The following is a 14,305-nucleotide window of genomic DNA, read 5'->3' as shown; positions in this document are numbered from 1 at the left end:
GGTTCTATACTCAAACAAATAACCCCTTTCTTGTAAGAAAGGGGTTATTTGTTTTATACACATTTGATTCTCAGGGAATAAGTAGGTAAAGTATTCTCAATAAGATTTATCACCTTGCCCAAAGCTATTAGACAATTTGCTCTTAGATAAGTTTGACCAGGCTATTAGGAAAATTGTAGCTGTACTTGGTACTCGACCCAGTTCGTTCAAACTTCGGAGAAATTCCCCAGTTGGAAAAAGGTAGCTACAGTATTCTCCTCGAATTTTATATTTATGTTGATTTATACTTCAGCCTGAAGCAACGGTTAAGCTGTGAAGATTTTTACTAGGGTAGATAATTTTCTAATCTACTAAGTGTATGGAAAATAAATTTTCATCTTGTAGAGTAAGACAGTGACAACTACTGTTTACCAAAATTAGACAAGCAAGCTAGGAGTAACTTGTAGTCAAATTTAATTATAGGAAACCAACTCTTATCCTTGAGAGTCTGGTTTCAAAATAGGTAACAGCACCAGCCCCTACCAGCCAGATCACCTATGCTAAAAGTTATGCACTCGGCCGCAGACCCAGCCACACCCAATTCCCAATGGGAGGACTTAATCAAGCTTCCAACCTTAAATACAGTTCAATGGGACAATATAAAAACTCAGTTGGATTTGGTACTGTTGGCGCTAGAAAGCTTAACTGGGATTGGTTCTGAAGCAATGCTCTCAGCGGCAGTTAATCTAAATTTAGAGTCAAGAGTGCCAGACCGCGTAGCTTTATGGCGATTACGACAATCTAATCCTCTACGCAAAGGTCAAGGAGGGCGAAAAAAGCTAGATGTTGAAGAAGCACGATCGCTTGTTTTAATCATCTGCTATCTCGCCAAACAGCACCAAGAATTAATTCGCCGTGCTGTTGGGTTACTAGAGCAAATGGCGGAAAACAACCGGGAACCTCATCAGGCTGCTTTACTTGGAGATTATATTGATGCTTTTTGCAATACTTACCAAGAGCGGATGGAAGAGGATGACCAAATCTCAACGGAATTACTAACCCACCTAGCACTTAAGCTGCTTGTAGACTTGTTATTCTACAGCGCTCCTGGTGGACACCGCCGTCTCTGGCTCGCACTCATCGACTCCGCAAAATATTGAAAACGTCTCCTTCCCAGTTTCTGCCATGCCTGTATCAAATTCTGTCATTCGTCGCTACACACCCCCCACTTGCACACTAGAAGTATTGGCACAAAGCTCTCCTTTGTCCCATTGGATGGGGAAAAGTGTCATTAAGCAACTCAGCTTTGAGTTACGCATTGACGATCCACGACTACCAGAAGAACGCAGGGTTGTAATTCGGGGCGATCGCGACCAACTCGAAGCTTTGTGTGATGCCGTCACCACCTATGTGCAAGGATTTCTCCAACAGTCCCCAGAAAGCTTTGGGATGAGTTTTTCTGCTCCCCAAGACTCAACTAAAACATCTGATAATTCAGAGTTGGGGGATGTTCACCAATCTTCCCTATCAACACAAACTTTAAAATCTTTCACATCAGATATACCCAGAACCAAAATATACCTAGAACCAAGCAGTTCTTTAACTCACAAGCTGCATCTTGGTTCTCTCGCCAGTCAAGCATCTAGCTCATTCATTCAATTAAGTCTGTTGCAGCTTTTTGATTTAGCCTCAGCCTTGGATGAATATTCCGCCGATGTCATGGCTTTACCTGCTTTGAATAATACCAGTTCTGTTGTGCGCTTCCCGGCTTGGGCATCTGTAGCCGCAGTTTTGGTTTTAAGTGTCGGTTTATTGCCAATAACTTTACAATACGCCAATAATTATCGGCAAAATCAACCAACAACAGCCAATAAAAATACTTCCACAGAGTCTGATGTGGCTTTAGCACCTTCACCATCAGCTAACTTGAATACACCGTTACCGGGACTAACACCTTCCGATAATTTGCCATTGCTACCACCTATCGAATCGACTCTTCCTCTCCCGACTTCCCGTTTACCGACACAACCTGTTCTATCTCCTGGGGCTAATATTTCTGCTAACTCCCAAACATCTTTGGGTTTACCGTCAACATCTTCAAAAAATGTTTTGAACGTACCTCAGACAACAATTAGTGCCAAGAATAATCTATCAACTACCCCATCTACAAAAATTTCTGGTCAACAAATTGCGCTGAATCCAAATCTTAATCTGAACCCTGCACAACCAATTACTAAGGGTGAAATTACTTTACCTCAAAGGCGGAGTCTCCCATCTCGTTTATCTGGGACGGATAATTTATCATCTACTAGCAGCATTCCAGCAGTTCCACCGCCTCTAGCGACTCTGCCAAATGAAAGCCGCAGTAACAATTTTCCTCAAGGGTACTCACCAACAAACCAACAATTAGGAGAGAAAATCAATTCTTCTCTCCCGTCTTCAGCCGCTGATAGTAACCCATTTATTGATAGATTGGGGGATGATCCTAAAACTTCTACACCCTCCAATATAGCTACTAACAGCACAATATTTGATACAACCCAAATAGCAGAAGCCCGAAGTTTCTTTCAGAAACGTTGGCAACCACCATCTGGATTAACCCAAACATTAGAATACAGCTTAACTGTGGATGTTGATGGTTCTATTGCGCGGATTTTACCGCTGAATAAGCCTGCAAGAGAATTTATTGACAACACAGGAATACCTGCTATTGGGAAGCCTTTTGTTTCTGGTAATAAATCTGGTCAAAATATCAGAATTCGGGTTGTTTTCAGTCCTGATGGTAAAGTAAAAACATTTTCAGAATCTGAGTAATTAAATCTAACAAGTTCATGCCATTTATCTAACTGGTACATAGTTTTGTACCAGTTATTCTTTTGTTTCTGGACTTTTTATGGAAAGTTTTACAGTCCAGTTAGCAAAGTGGTAATTCTATTATTGCCATTAAGTATGCAAATCAATACGATTGCTATAAATCGCTAAAAGCAAAGGTCGAGAATATGCAACCACTAGGTTCACCAAAAGATAGTGCAGCTTGGATTATTCAAACATGGGCTGCTTTCATAATTTCTATTTCTATGACCACCTTTGGTATTGTTAATTTGCCTGTTGATAGCTGGATTAAAGGTTTTATGGGTATGGGTTTAGCTTTTTCTGTTGGTTCAACTTTTACATTGGCCAAAACCACCAGAGATTTACATGAAGCTAAAAGATTAACTGCAAGAATTGATGAGGCAAAAGTAGAAAAATTACTTTCACAACACGATACTTTAAATTTAAAATGAGCATACCTCTCTTCTGACACTCCCGAAAAAAATCAAAAACAAGGTTGAAAACTTAGACTAGGCTAAGATATGTGAATTTATTTTTTAGTATGATAAACATTACTATCGCTTTATCCTAAAACTTTTGTGTTACCAGAATTTTATGTTTTCCTCTGGCAAAAGTGACAGAAGAGAAATATATATAGTTTCTCATTTTAGTGGACGCAATTTAGTTGAGGTTATATCAAGTTGAGATAGAGGGAATGCAACTGTTACACCCTTATTATAAGTACTTATCCGAACCTGATATTACTCCATATCTCTTCCGTGCAACATTCCCATCAACTTGCGTTTGCGGGCGTGGATTGCCATTAATTTGTTGTGATAATTTGACCATTCAGTTTGTCGATCTGATGCTAAGTAAGCAGCGCGGGCCTTTTTTAGCCAATCAACTGCGGCATCATAATATTCTGCTTTACCTGCATCCATAATTGCTTCGGCATGGCGACAAGCATGAGTAATCACCCACTCAGGACGATGAGGAATAGCCGCATCCATCACACGATGAATAATATCAGAGTGATAGATATTAAGTTCATTAGCGATCGCGATCGCCTCATCAACTAATCCTTCATGTAAAAAAATATCCACCTTAATTGGGGCAGTTTCCCAACCACTATAGACACGAAGAGTTTTTAACAAATCAGGTTTGACCCTTTCCCATTCATCCCCAGCTAAATTTTGGATATTTTGATATTCTTCTAAAGAAGGGTGTGCCTGAAAAGCCAGTTTTTTTGCTTCCAAAGCTGTGATTTGATCTCCCAACTTTTGGGCTAAATCACTTGTCCAAAGACCCAAATCATATTGACAATTTCCCTTTAAATGCAAGCCAATTTGAGCAATGTGTAACGCTTGTTGTAATGCTCCTTGTTCTTGCAGAGTTTTGCCCAAAGCAAAGGCTTCTTCCATTGAGTTCATCTCAGTTTGGGCAACTGCTAAGGCTTCTTCTACTCTGCCGAGTCTGCCTAGCATAGTTAAATATTGCCGAGTTTGCCCTTCCGCCTCCGCCAGAGATAAGTATTCTTGATAACGTTCTTGCCGTTCCAGAATTTTTAGTCGAATTAAAGCTAAATCATCGGCATAATCGGGAATTTTTGCGTCCCATACGCCCCTTTCACTAATTTTGCCTTGCAAAACTTCTACCAGGGGCGGGTAATCCCAACCTTGGTGCAAAGCATCTAAACTTAAACCAAAATCAACATCCCATTCATCTTGCCAGACTTCCAAATTTACCTGGATGTCTACTTTTTCTTCATCGCTCAGTTCAGCAGTCAGAATGGCTTCACACCAAGCATTATTCAATTCCCAGGCAATTTCATCATAGTCAGCACCATACTCAGCTACTTCATACCAATTTTCGATACAGGTAGAAGTAATTGCTTCTAAAACTGCGATCGCTTTATTCCCTTCTCCTTGTTCAGTCAAATCTACAGCAGATTGCACTAAACTCAGTAATTCCTCGGCAATTGGGTCTTCTTCGCAACCATCCTCAAAATAGCGCACACCATCGTGGATAATCTGCCGTACTTGCCGCCGCACAGGATTTGTATCAATGGGATGCTGGCGCAGAGATTTGAGCTTTTTTCCTTGTGGTGCAGGATTAGTCATCCAGATCACATGACGATCAATTGTATCGATTAGTTGAGGATGTTCGGCGACTAATTCTTGTACTAGCCTTTGAGTTTGAATATGATCTAGACGATCTAGCAATTGTTCTAAAGTCGGACGATGCTCAATAATTTCTGGCTGGCGCACACAAACAAGCATAGTTGCCACAATGTGTTTACACCATCCGTCAAAATTATAGGCACAGGTGCAATTTGCCGAGGTTAAACTATGACCGTCAAAACTGAGGCTGACACGATAAGGTTCAGCTTCACTACCATCAACTTCTGCGTGTAACAAATTACCGCGTCGAGTGATGGTATCCACAGCCCCTGACTCAAAATAAGCCTCACCGCGTTGGTAAGACTTGGCGTTAGCATAACGACGGATGGTAAATTCACTGATTTTGGGAATAGACATCGGGCGATCGCGTACGAAAATCCTATGCGTAAATGAATTTTAGATCCAGGTTGGCTTTTCGGCTGATACCGATTTTGAATTCCCAGTCGTAACCATCAGGCTGTTACTGAAATTTCCAACAATACGATACTAGTACAAGAAAGCAAAAGACAAAATATTTACGTCAAGAGTAGTTTATTTCTGCTTTTGACTACTAGTATTTTCTAATACTAATTATCTAAGTTTAATTATCCAATGTATTGATGGATGAAAGTACCAGCAAGTTCCCAAAATCAAAACAAGAAGTTTTGCTACCAACTTGTAATAAATTTTCCAGTTCAAGATTTTTGGAACTGTTAAATGGTAAAGATTGTGAATCCAAAATGCCAAATTGGTATGGCAACCTGAATCAGTTATTATACCTTTCTCCAAAAAATTAGCCATATCAGTATAAAATTCAATAAGTGAATAATGTTTACTAAAATTGTCAATAAATTTATCTCTTAGCTTGTTAGCGTGAATGATAATAGTTGATTTAGCCGTTCCCAACTCTCAATGGGTTGTCAGGATAGCTAGTCAAGTTGAGAATAAATAGGCGAAGCACACGGGGAAACTAACGTGAGTCATGGATTTGATTACGATTTAGTAATTATTGGCGCTGGTGTAGGCGGACATGGCGCAGCCCTACACGCGGTAAGCTGCGGTCTGAAAACAGCGATTATCGAAGCAGCTGACATGGGCGGCACCTGTGTCAACAGGGGCTGTATTCCATCAAAGGCGTTGCTGGCAGCAGCAGGACGTGTGCGGGAGTTACGCAATGCCCATCACCTCAAGTCACTGGGCATTCAAATTGGTCATGTGGAGTTTGATCGTCAAGCGATCGCCGATCATGCAGGTAATTTAGTCTCGAAAATTCAAGGCGATTTAACTAACAGCTTAAAGCGTCTGGGCGTAGATATTATCAGGGGTTGGGGCAGAATCGCAGGGACACAGAAAATCACTGTCGCTGGAGACGGCAGTGACAAAACAATTACTGCTAAGGATATTATTCTTTCTCCTGGTTCAGTTCCCTTTGTCCCTCCGGGGATTGAAGTTGACGGCAAAACGGTCTTTACTAGTGACCAAGGTGTCAAGCTAGAATCTCTACCGCCTTGGGTGGCAATTATTGGTAGCGGTTACATCGGCTTAGAATTTTCGGATGTATATTCAGCTTTGGGCTGTGAAATCACGATGATTGAAGCCCTAGACCAATTAATGCCAGGGTTTGACCGTGATATTGCCAAACTCGCTGAACGGGTATTAATTACCCCCCGCGATATTGAAACCAAAGTTGGTATCTACGCCAAAAAAGTTATTCCCGGTTCACCGGTAGTAATTGAACTCGCAGATTTCAAAACCAAAGAAGATTTAGAAGTCATCGAAGTCGATGCTTGCTTAGTAGCCACAGGACGCATCCCCGCCACTCAAAACCTGGGTTTGGAATCTGTAGGGGTAGAATTAGACAGGCGGAATTTTATTCCTGTAGACGATCGCATGGCAGTATTGAGTGCAGGTGAAGTTGTCCCCCATCTTTGGGCAATTGGTGATGCCAATGGCAAAATGATGTTGGCTCATGCAGCTTCGGCTCAAGGTATTGTAGCGGTAGAAAATATCGTTGGGCGATCGCGGACTGTTGATTATCGCAGCATCCCCGCCGCCGCCTTCACTCACCCAGAAGTTAGCTATGTCGGTTTAACTGAAACCGCCGCCAAGGAATTGGGACAAACAGAAGGTTTTGCAGTTGGTACTAGTCGAAGTTACTTCAAAGGTAACTCCAAAGCGTTGGCAGAAAACGAAGCTGACGGTATCGCTAAGGTAATCTATCGCCAAGACACAGGCGAAGTTTTAGGTGTTCATATCTTTGGGATGCACGCCTCCGACTTAATTCACGAAGCCTCAGCCGCCATTGCTAAACGTGAATCTGTCCATACCCTCGCCCATCTAGTTCACGCCCACCCCACCCTCTCGGAAGTTCTAGATGAAGCCTATAAACGGGCAGTAGCCTAATAAAGGCAAAAGTAAAAAGGTAAAAGGTAAAAAGTAACAATCTTTCCTTTTACCTTTTTACTTTTTACTTTTTACTTTTTACTTACTACTCAGCACTCAGCACTCAAATATGCAAATCCGTCGCCGTTCACCTAGCCCCGCTATAGATGTATCCATCTTGCGCTATCAGGTTGCTGTACCAGATGCACAACCTAACAATATTTTGGAAGAAATTGTCTGGCAAAAAGAAGTTGAAGTTGACCAACTGCGGGCAAAACAGCCTTTGGTTGAATTACAAAAACAAGCACTCTCCGCACCACCAACGCGAGATTTTATCGCCGCCCTCAAACAAGGTAAAACCAAACCAGCGTTAATTGCTGAAGTCAAAAAAGCTTCACCAAGTAAGGGCGTTTTACGTGAGGATTTTGATCCTGTAGCGATCGCCCAATCCTATCAGCAAGGTGGTGCTAGTTGTATTTCTGTTTTGACAGATGTGAAATTTTTTCAAGGCAGCTTTGACAACTTAGCTAAGGTACGTGCTGCCGTCGATTTACCCTTATTGTGTAAAGATTTTATTATCTATCCTTACCAAATGTATTTAGCCCGCATTCAGGGTGCGGATGCTGTTTTATTAATTGCGGCTATTTTAAGTGACCAAGACTTACAGTACTTCATCAAAATTGCTAAAGCCTTAAATATGGCAGCATTGATTGAAGTCCACAGTCTAGAAGAACTTGATCGCGTATTGGCGTTAGATGATGTCTCTTTAGTTGGCATTAACAATCGCAATCTTGAAGATTTCACCGTAGATTTGCAGACTACCTGTCAACTTTTACAAGCTAGGGGTGAACAATTACAAGCAAGAAATATTTTAGTTGTCAGTGAATCAGGTTTACATACACCTAAAGATTTGAGTTTAGTAGAACAAGCAGGTGCAACCGCTGTGTTAATTGGCGAATCATTAATCAAACAACCCGATCCAGAATTAGCGATCGCCCAAATTTTACCCAAGAATGATGCCATCTAAAGCTATCTTGCTCTGTAAAAGCAGAGCAACTACTTTTTGTATTAAATAAAGCGTATTAGCTTATGTAATTACACTTATCTTTTCTCAAACTTCACTGTTAAATACACCGATTTCATAACTAAATATTTGTTTTTTGTGTAACAATTCATGGCAAGAGATAAACTCTAAATAAGACAAATTATACATCTGCAATATTTAAGCCACATGGAGCAAATTCCTCTACCGTCACCCATCCACTACGAATTGATACTCCAACTTTTAGAAAGACAAACCTTGTTAGCCGTCAATCAAAATCCCGATTTGCGACATCAGGTCAATCAACTCATTATTACTCTTCGCAAAGCAGCAGTCCAGCAAAAACGGCTAGAAGAAATTTGTGAGGTGACTTCTGTGGCTATTGACCACCGTTGGTCGCTCAATCATCATATTGCGGAGAAAGTGGTTGTGCCTGACTGACGAGGATATTTTGCGATTATTTTATAAAAATTGAAATAATAAAATACCCGACTTCTTGAAGAAGTCGGGTATTTTATTATTCATAAATAATTTATAAATCTTATATTAAAATATATTTTATCAAAAATTTTTTGTTTGATTGTCAATAAAAATACGTTTTTAAAATTTATATTGATGCTGTTAATAATCTTACAAAATAGCTCTAATCTATGTTACGAAATCGCAAGAAATAAATGCTTTAATTGATTTTTTTATTTTTAAATTGCCTATGATATGAATAGGTCAATTCATGCCTTGAAATAAATTATGCCAAAACGTGTAATTAAAGAAGTTAACAGTTGGTTTCAGCGAGAAAGCATCGTTAATAACCTAGAAAGATTTCAAGACTTTATTATTATCTCTCTGTGTGTTGGTTTATTCTGCGTCATGCTAATTAGGCTAGAAGATATGTTCTTGTCCTTTTTGCATCCCTTAGATGTACGAGAAATCACATCCGATATTTTGTTTATTTTGATTCTTGTTGAGTTGTTTCGTCTACTAATTGATTACTTACAAACCCAGCAGATATCAGTAGGAGCAGGAGTTGAAATTACGATAGTTTCTGCATTACGGGAAGTAATTTTACGCGGAGTGTTAGAAATACAGCAAAATCAACTTTTTGGAATTTCTACCTTTTTATTAGTTTTAGCTGTCATTTTTATTGCTTTACCGTTAGTGTCTCGCTTTTTTGGAAATGGTACAAGTCACAATCATGAAACTTTGTCAGAAGCAACAGAAATATTGTCAGATAGAACTTTAACTGCGGATGAAATATAAGGAGAAAATTATAATGCTGAATCAGATATTAGATTGAAAGTAGGATGAATGTTATTTGAGTGTTCTGAAATACCCCTTTGTAAGTAGGAATTAGAGGATATCTGTTGGTGACTGCAAGATGTAGTAATCTTGCATAATAGCCATATATGTATTCATTGGAGACCCCTTTACTTTTGAAGAAATCTTTGTCAAATTCTCCTTATGCCTATTCAAGCTCAGGCTAAGAAGATAAATCTCTTTTTTTGGAGAAGTTTCAGCAATGGATCAGGTTGTCATCAATGATACAACGTTACGTGATGGCGAACAGGCAGCAGGTGTTGCTTTTAACTTAGATGAGAAAATCGCGATCGCCAAATTTCTTGATGCTATCGGTGTTACAGAAATAGAAATTGGCATTGCGGCGATGGGTGAAGCAGAACAACAAGCGATCTCATCAATTGTTGATTTAGGTTTGCAAGCTCATCTGTTAGGTTGGAACCGTGCGGTTATTGCCGATATTCAAGCTTCTATCGCTTGTGGTTTAAAGCGAGTGCATATATCTATTCCTGTCTCTGCAATTCAAATTGGGGCAAAATTCCAGGGACAATGGCAATTAGTATTGCAAAAACTCAAAGATAGTCTGAGCTTTGCTCTAGATCAAGGATTGTTTGTCTCTGTAGGAGGAGAAGATTCTTCCCGCGCTGATGAACAATTTCTTTTAGATACAATACTTTCTGCCCAAGAATGGGGTGCATCAAGGTTCCGCTTTTGTGATACGGTAGGCATTCTTGACCCATTTACAACTTACGACAAGGTAAAAAAATTGGTCACATCCTTGTCCATACCTGTAGAAATGCACACTCACAATGATTTTGGTCTAGCAACAGCCAATGCCCTAGCAGGCATACAAGCTGGTGCATTATCTGTAAATACTACCGTCAATGGGTTAGGTGAAAGGGCAGGAAATGCAGCTTTAGAAGAAGTTGTGATGGCGCTTAAACATCTATCAAAGATGGATGTAAATATAGACACGCGGCGTTTATTAGAAATATCTCAACTGGTAGCCACAGCATCGGGTTACGGTTTACCACCTTGGAAGGCAATTGTGGGAGAAAATACCTTTGCCCACGAATCAGGTATTCATACTCATGGAGTGTTACAAAACCCCCGTACCTACGAACCATTTGCCCCAGAAGAAATTGGCCACGAACGGCGTTTAGTTGTTGGTAAACATTCTGGTCGCCATTTATTATCTAATCTGCTGCAACAACATGGCATTATTCTGAATCATGAAGAAACTCAATCTGTGTTAAATGCAGTTAGGCAAGAATCAATGCAGAAAAAACGCAGTCTCACAACACAAGAACTGTTATCTTTAGTAGCACATACACAGTGATTCTCAAGCAACCTAGGTTAGGCAATGTCCACAACATAAAAATTAGGCTTTGACTGAATTCAAAGCATTGCCCAACTGACTTTTATGTCATAAAGTAGCTGGTGCAAGATATCGGCTTTGTTGGGTTAATCTTCAAGAAGGCTTACGCTGAGGATATCACTCCACCCAACTTAGCATTTTATCAACTGAAATGTATTGTGTAGTGTCAGTCATCACTAGTGGTGTTGAGTTAATTTGACTAATAGGAGCAGGCTGCATATCTCGATAATCGAGGATTTGGACAATAATTAGATAAGCAATAGCCAGCAATATAGAAATTGCACCTGTAATAATAGCGACTATTTTTGAACGATTCATCAGTATTTCCTGTGTTGTAATTTTTTCCGGTTCTTAATATCTACATTGCCACAAGATAGTAGGTAACAGGCAACAGGACAAGAAAAAATCTGCTTATCTGAATGTATTGTTTTATAAGCAGCGATCGCTATTGCTAAATTTTTTTACTCTGTCATCTACTCTACTAAGCACTTCGTAATGCCACAATTGGGTCAAGTTTAGCAGCACGACGGGCGGGAACGACACCGAAAAATAAGCCAATCGCACCGGAAATCCCCACAGCGGTAGCAATGGTAATGGGCGAGATACTTGCTTCTAATGGTGTTAAGGTTGCGACTATCATAATTCCGCTGACCCCAACAGCAGTCCCGACTACACCACCAATGGCGGAAACAATAATCGCTTCAATCATGAACTGTAACAAGATATCTTGTTCGGTTGCGCCGATCGCTTTTCGCAGTCCGATTTCTTGGGTGCGTTCGGTGACGGAAACCAACATAATATTCATGATACCGATACCGCCAACAAATAAGGATATGCCAGCGATCGCCGCCAGCATAATTGTTAATGCACCTGTGATTTGACCAACAGTTTGCAACGCATCTTTTTGGGTGCGGATAGTAAAGTCATCTTCACCGATGATTTTGTGGCGTTGGCGCAGCAAGTTGGTAATTTGAAACACTGCTGCATCTACACTATTGGCGTTTTTTGCTGAGGCGACGATGTAAGTTAACTCTAATCCGAATGGAGAAGTCCGCCCAACAATGCGGTTTGCCATTGTAATTACCGGGATCAAAGCCGCATCATCATAATCAACGCCTAGGTTGGAACCTTTACCAACTAACACCCCAATCACGCGAAAGCTGGTATTGCTGATGCGTAACTGCTGTCCCACAGGGTTACTATTACCAAAAAGTCTTTGAGCTAACTTTGCACCCAGCACTACCACTTGGTTACTGCGTTTCATATCGACTTCCGAAAAAAACCGCCCTTTGTCGGTTTCAAAGTCGCGCACATTTAAAAAGCTGGGCGTTGTGCCGATAATATTGACATCGGTGTTTTTGTTAGCGTAAGTCACTACCTGTCTGCTATTTAACTCTGCCGTCACCTCGGCGATGGTTGGTACTTGAGTAGCGATCGCTGTAGCATCTTCCAAGACTAAAGTTTTTGGGACATCACGAGAAATACGTTCGGTTTCTTGATTCCCCGGAATGACAAACAACACATTCGGCCCTAGAGATTCTAACTGATTAGAAACAAATTTCTGTCCACCTTCCCCAATGCCAATCATGGCAATTACCGAAGCGTTACCAATCACGATACCCAGCATGGTGAGAGCGCTACGCAGCTTATTCGACAGCAGAGTTTTCCCCGCCATTTGTACGCTTTCTAAGAAGTTCATTGGTTTTGTTCTTCCTGCGCCTTCTTGATTTTATAGTCCTTGGGTAAGTCAACAAACACGCGATCGCCCACTTCTACTCCTGATAAAACTTGAGTTTGGTCTTGAATTTGCGCTCCTGTTGTCACTTCCCGAAACTGGGGCTGATTTTTAGCATCGGGGACAAGGACACCAGTTTTACCTTTTTCGGTGACTATGGCCACGGTTGGTAATACTAAAGTATTGCTGACGCGATCGCCTAAAAAAGTCAAGTCTAAATTTAAGCCAGAACGGAGTTTATCTGTCCCTGTATCTAAAGCTACCCGCACCTGAAAAGATGTCACACCTTGTTCTAGTACTGCTTCTGGTGCAATCAAGCGGACACGACCTTTAAATACTTGATCAGGATAAGCATCAGCCACAATTTCCACTTCTTGTCCTGGTTTAACTCTGCCAATATCTGCTTCGGGGATTTTTGCTAATACTTCTAAACCTTTAGCAACAGCCACAATTGAACTAGAAGTCGCCGACGCATCTGAAGAAGCAGAGGTAGTTGGTGTGACAAATGCACCGATATTGGCATATTTCTGCGTGATAATTCCTGCAAAGGGAGCGCGAATTACAGTCTCCTGTATTTTGACATCAGCTGCGGCTAACTGAGCTTGCGCTGCTTTGACTGCGGCTTGACGTTGGGCAATTTCTTCTTTGCGTGTACCATTTTCTAATAAAACTAAGGCGGCTTGTGCTTCAGTGACAGCCGCTTCTTTCATCTCAATTTCTTCTCTGCGTGAGCCACTTTGCATTAAAGACAGCCGACGACGAGCTTCTTCTAAATTCGCTTTAGCCGATTTATCTTCGCTGACTGCTTGATCTAATAATTGCTTTTTCTCCGCGCCTTGTTGATAAAGATATTGATAACGTTTAACTTGTTCTGCGGTGTAATTTACCCTTGCTTGGGCTGCATCTACTTGGGCTTGAGCTTGAGCAATTTCTTGGGGACGATTACCTGCACGGGCTTGGGCTAATTGTGCTTGGGCTTGAGACAACCGCGCCTTTGCTTGAGTAATTTCTTGGGGACGAGTTCCTGCTAAGGCTTCATCTAACTGGGCTTGGGACTGGGCTAAATTAGCGCGATACTGAAGAATTTGCGCTTGTAAATCCCCTACATCCATCCTGGCAATAATTTGATTTTGCTCTACGCGATCGCCTTGTTCTACATATAATTCTGCCAGCACCCCAGGATTTTTCGGACTGATATTCACACTTTGTACAGGTACAACCTTACCACTGGCAGTAATTTTCAAAGTCACATTTTTAGCTTCTACCGGCACAGTTAGTTGTGTAATATCCTGTTCAGCGGCTGATCGATTAACTATGTTGGCGGTAGTAGTAACACCAACCACAACAGCACCCGTGGCTATCAACCCAATCAGCCAGCGGAATGGGTGATAAACTTTGCCAATAACGGGAACTTCTATGTAGGTGTTCATAAATCACGGTCTAACGAGTACTTTTGGGCTTTTGAGTTGGTCTATACAAGCTATAAGACTAAAAATTATGGGGATTTTTTATTTATGAAGAATTAT

At 40.9% G+C, this 14,305-nt stretch carries 12 protein-coding genes and 1 rRNA gene (1 of these 13 cut by a window edge); 9 read left to right on the top strand and 4 right to left on the bottom strand.

The features are described from left to right. From rrf to AC504W_RS07440, 4 genes are all read left to right on the top strand, one after another. Nucleotides 1-3: ribosomal RNA gene (gene rrf / locus AC504W_RS07455) — 5S ribosomal RNA — on the top strand; it begins 115 nt to the left of the window's first position. A 533-nt stretch (nt 4-536) separates the two neighbouring features. Beyond that, nucleotides 537-1,139, top strand: coding sequence for a DUF3038 domain-containing protein (locus AC504W_RS07450; protein WP_096582534.1), 603 nt, complete (start codon nt 537-539; stop codon nt 1,137-1,139). A gap of 25 nt (nt 1,140-1,164) precedes the next feature. Then, nucleotides 1,165-2,793 (top strand): DUF4335 domain-containing protein, encoded by a 1,629-nt coding sequence (locus AC504W_RS07445; protein ID WP_494877104.1) that lies wholly within the window; start codon nt 1,165-1,167, stop codon nt 2,791-2,793. Between the two features lie 185 nt (nt 2,794-2,978). Then, nucleotides 2,979-3,263 (top strand): YiaA/YiaB family inner membrane protein, encoded by a 285-nt coding sequence (locus tag AC504W_RS07440; protein ID WP_096582538.1) that lies wholly within the window; start codon nt 2,979-2,981, stop codon nt 3,261-3,263. 288 nt (nt 3,264-3,551) lie between these two features. Here AC504W_RS07440 and AC504W_RS07435 read toward each other — a convergent pair whose 3' ends face one another. Continuing rightward, nucleotides 3,552-5,327 carry an SWIM zinc finger family protein gene (locus AC504W_RS07435; RefSeq protein ID WP_494879584.1) on the bottom strand — a complete coding sequence of 592 codons (1,776 nt, stop codon included), beginning with the start codon at nt 5,325-5,327 and terminating at the stop codon, nt 3,552-3,554. 597 nt (nt 5,328-5,924) lie between these two features. On the opposite strand from AC504W_RS07435, the gene lpdA reads away from it, so the two are divergent. From lpdA to nifV, 5 genes are all read left to right on the top strand, one after another. Further along, entirely contained in the window at nt 5,925-7,352 is a 1,428-nt protein-coding gene (lpdA, locus tag AC504W_RS07430; protein ID WP_494877100.1) for a dihydrolipoyl dehydrogenase, read from the top strand. Between the two features lie 109 nt (nt 7,353-7,461). Continuing rightward, entirely contained in the window at nt 7,462-8,358 is an 897-nt protein-coding gene (gene trpC, locus AC504W_RS07425) for an indole-3-glycerol phosphate synthase TrpC (RefSeq protein WP_494877098.1), read from the top strand. A gap of 204 nt (nt 8,359-8,562) precedes the next feature. After that, nucleotides 8,563-8,814 carry a DUF5340 domain-containing protein gene (locus AC504W_RS07420; protein ID WP_096582546.1) on the top strand — a complete coding sequence of 84 codons (252 nt, stop codon included), beginning with the start codon at nt 8,563-8,565 and terminating at the stop codon, nt 8,812-8,814. A gap of 306 nt (nt 8,815-9,120) precedes the next feature. Then, entirely contained in the window at nt 9,121-9,630 is a 510-nt protein-coding gene (locus AC504W_RS07415) for a phosphate-starvation-inducible PsiE family protein (RefSeq protein WP_494877097.1), read from the top strand. A 259-nt stretch (nt 9,631-9,889) separates the two neighbouring features. Next, nucleotides 9,890-11,005: a homocitrate synthase gene (nifV, locus tag AC504W_RS07410; RefSeq protein ID WP_494877096.1), complete on the top strand. Its 1,116-nt coding sequence runs from the start codon at nt 9,890-9,892 to the stop codon at nt 11,003-11,005. Nucleotides 11,006-11,161: 156 nt separating this feature from the next. Here nifV and AC504W_RS07405 read toward each other — a convergent pair whose 3' ends face one another. From AC504W_RS07405 to AC504W_RS07395, 3 genes are all read right to left on the bottom strand, one after another. Next, nucleotides 11,162-11,362 (bottom strand): hypothetical protein, encoded by a 201-nt coding sequence (locus AC504W_RS07405; RefSeq protein ID WP_494877094.1) that lies wholly within the window; start codon nt 11,360-11,362, stop codon nt 11,162-11,164. Between the two features lie 163 nt (nt 11,363-11,525). After that, nucleotides 11,526-12,743, bottom strand: a complete 1,218-nt coding sequence (locus AC504W_RS07400; RefSeq protein WP_494877093.1) for an ABC transporter permease — start codon at nt 12,741-12,743, stop codon at nt 11,526-11,528. After that, complete coding sequence (locus tag AC504W_RS07395; RefSeq protein WP_494877092.1) at nt 12,740-14,209, bottom strand: efflux RND transporter periplasmic adaptor subunit; 1,470 nt, start codon at nt 14,207-14,209, stop codon at nt 12,740-12,742. Before AC504W_RS07395 ends, AC504W_RS07400 begins: the two co-directional genes overlap by 4 nt. Between the last annotated feature and the right edge of the window lie 96 nt (nt 14,210-14,305).

This window comes from Nostoc sp. C96 (genome assembly GCF_059384975.1).
Note: the sequence above shows the minus strand (reverse complement) of the source record. Positions and strands in the feature narration are given on the sequence as shown.

Excerpts from the sequence above, each read along its gene's own strand:
- AC504W_RS07450 (WP_096582534.1), top strand. The coding sequence starts at position 537 with ATGCTAAAAGTTATGCACTCGGCCGCAGACCCAGCCACACCCAATTCC.
- AC504W_RS07445 (WP_494877104.1), top strand. The coding sequence starts at position 1,165 with ATGCCTGTATCAAATTCTGTCATTCGTCGCTACACACCCCCCACTTGC.
- AC504W_RS07440 (WP_096582538.1), top strand. The coding sequence starts at position 2,979 with ATGCAACCACTAGGTTCACCAAAAGATAGTGCAGCTTGGATTATTCAA.
- AC504W_RS07435 (WP_494879584.1), bottom strand. The coding sequence starts at position 5,327 with ATGTCTATTCCCAAAATCAGTGAATTTACCATCCGTCGTTATGCTAAC.
- trpC (WP_494877098.1), top strand. The coding sequence starts at position 7,462 with ATGCAAATCCGTCGCCGTTCACCTAGCCCCGCTATAGATGTATCCATC.
- AC504W_RS07420 (WP_096582546.1), top strand. The coding sequence starts at position 8,563 with ATGGAGCAAATTCCTCTACCGTCACCCATCCACTACGAATTGATACTC.
- AC504W_RS07415 (WP_494877097.1), top strand. The coding sequence starts at position 9,121 with ATGCCAAAACGTGTAATTAAAGAAGTTAACAGTTGGTTTCAGCGAGAA.
- nifV (WP_494877096.1), top strand. The coding sequence starts at position 9,890 with ATGGATCAGGTTGTCATCAATGATACAACGTTACGTGATGGCGAACAG.
- AC504W_RS07405 (WP_494877094.1), bottom strand. The coding sequence starts at position 11,362 with ATGAATCGTTCAAAAATAGTCGCTATTATTACAGGTGCAATTTCTATA.
- AC504W_RS07400 (WP_494877093.1), bottom strand. The coding sequence starts at position 12,743 with ATGAACTTCTTAGAAAGCGTACAAATGGCGGGGAAAACTCTGCTGTCG.
- AC504W_RS07395 (WP_494877092.1), bottom strand. The coding sequence starts at position 14,209 with ATGAACACCTACATAGAAGTTCCCGTTATTGGCAAAGTTTATCACCCA.